3 protein-coding genes are annotated in these 1,159 nt (G+C 40.0%); all 3 read left to right on the forward strand.

The features are described 5' to 3' along the window. Nucleotides 1-276, forward strand: a 276-nt coding sequence (locus QVP90_RS18830) for an FKBP-type peptidyl-prolyl cis-trans isomerase (protein WP_288204920.1), incomplete at its 5' end; no start/stop codon positions are given. Between the two features lie 154 nt (nucleotides 277-430). Beyond that, nucleotides 431-895, forward strand: coding sequence for an Lrp/AsnC family transcriptional regulator (locus tag QVP90_RS18835; protein WP_005928359.1), 465 nt, complete (start codon nucleotides 431-433; stop codon nucleotides 893-895). Nucleotides 896-899: 4 nt separating this feature from the next. Then, nucleotides 900-1,159 (forward strand): DUF4491 family protein (locus QVP90_RS18840; RefSeq protein WP_288204921.1); only part of this gene is annotated, 260 nt, incomplete at its 3' end.

A 1,159-nucleotide genomic window follows, 5' to 3' on the forward strand; every position in this document is an offset into this window, starting at 1 on the left:
ATTCCTGCTGACACTTGCAAAGTAAAAGTAAACTATAAAGGTACTTTGATCGACGGAACAGAATTCGACAGCTCTTACAAACGTAAAGAACCGTCTACTTTCCGTGCCAACCAAGTAATCAAAGGTTGGACAGAAGCTTTGACTATGATGCCTGTAGGTTCTAAATGGGAACTTTACATCCCACAAGAACTGGCTTACGGTTCAAGAGACCAGGGACAGATCAAACCGTTCTCAACTTTGATTTTCGAAGTAGAATTGCTCAGTATCGAAAAGTAAGCAAAATCCCTTAATAAACAGAAAGAGGTGCAAAGAAATTTGCGCCTCTTTTTTTGCTATTTCCTATTTTTTATCCCTTTTATATAGAGAAATTAAAATAAATCTCTATATTTGCTTACTATTTGATAACAACTGGAAATTATACTCATAAATTATGGAAAAGATAGACAACCTTGACAGGCAGATTCTCGAGATTATCTCTCAGAACGCCCGTATACCTTTCAAAGATGTGGCAGCAGAATGTGGTGTCTCACGTGCGGCTATCCACCAACGCGTACAACGCCTTATCGATCTGGGAGTTATTGTCGGCTCAGGTTACCATGTGAATCCCAAATCACTTGGATACAGAACTTGCACATACGTCGGTATCAAGCTTGAAAAAGGATCTATGTACAAATCCGTGGTAGCCGAATTGCAGAAAATTCCCGAAATTGTAGAATGTCATTTTACTACCGGTCCGTATACCATGTTGACAAAACTATATGCTTGCGACAATGAACACCTGATGGATCTGCTGAACAACAAAATGCAGGAGATACCGGGCGTTGTAGCCACTGAGACACTTATCTCACTGGAACAAAGCATCAAGAAAGAAATTCCCATCCGAGTAGAAAAGTAAGCCAATGGAATTCTTAAATGAATATCATCTGGCAGGACTATTGATCGGAATTTGCACATTTTTGATAATCGGCCTTTTCCACCCTATCGTGGTAAAAGCCGAATATTATTGGGGTACTAAATGCTGGTGGATTTTTTTGGTATTGGGGATAGGTGGTATAGCCGCTTCACTAAGCGTAGACAATATTCTTGTCTCTTCGCTATTGGGTGTATTCGCTTTTTCTTCTTTCTGGACTATCAAAGAGGTCTTCGAACAGGAAGAGCG

The organism is Bacteroides sp. CAG:189 (assembly GCF_000432295.1).
GTDB lineage: Bacteria > Bacteroidota > Bacteroidia > Bacteroidales > Bacteroidaceae > Bacteroides > Bacteroides salyersiae.

Coding starts and splice junctions, on each gene's coding strand:
- QVP90_RS18835 (WP_005928359.1), top strand. CDS start 431: ATGGAAAAGATAGACAACCTTGACAGGCAGATTCTCGAGATTATCTCT.